Genomic DNA, 525 nt, shown 5'->3' with positions numbered 1-525 from the left:
CCTGTCGTTTGGATTTAGCAGTCGGGTTATGTCGCATAAGTTGTGGATGTGGTTTCCGGCGACGGCGGCGAGGCGTTTCAACGGCACGGTGATGTTGTTTGCCTTGTGGACTTTTTTCAGCAGCACATAGGCAATCAGTGCGGTTATGATTTGCAGCCGGATGGCCTTTGGATTTTTGGCGAGGAACCGTTTGATTTTGAGGTTCTGCTTGATCCACTTGAAAAACAGTTCGATCTGCCAGCGCCGTTTGTACAGGTCGGCGATGTCTTCGGCAGATCGACGAAAGTCATTGGTTATGAACGCCAGTTCCCGCCCGAGGGTTTCATCGAAGATTTCGACGCGACGAACGGGCTTTTGGTATTTGCGCCCCGGCTTGCGAGCCAGAACGATGGTTTCATCGGCGACAACAAGACAGTCGTGATGGACCGTTGCGTGCTGCACCTCATAGGCCAGAGTGGATTTGGGCCGGGTGACGAAGATCGCGCCCGCAGCATCGATATCGGCCCAGAAGTCTGCATTATTGTA

Annotated in this window: 1 protein-coding gene; it reads right to left on the bottom strand. The window is 53.3% G+C overall.

All coding sequences use genetic code 11. From position 1 onward, the window contains the following. Nucleotides 1-525: IS4 family transposase (locus ACXAH0_RS25130; protein WP_475196024.1), on the bottom strand; the 525-nt coding region annotated here is incomplete at both ends.

The sequence above is a fragment of the Roseibium sp. AWQ4_290 genome, from assembly GCF_056160985.1.
Note: the sequence above shows the minus strand (reverse complement) of the source record. Positions and strands in the feature narration are given on the sequence as shown.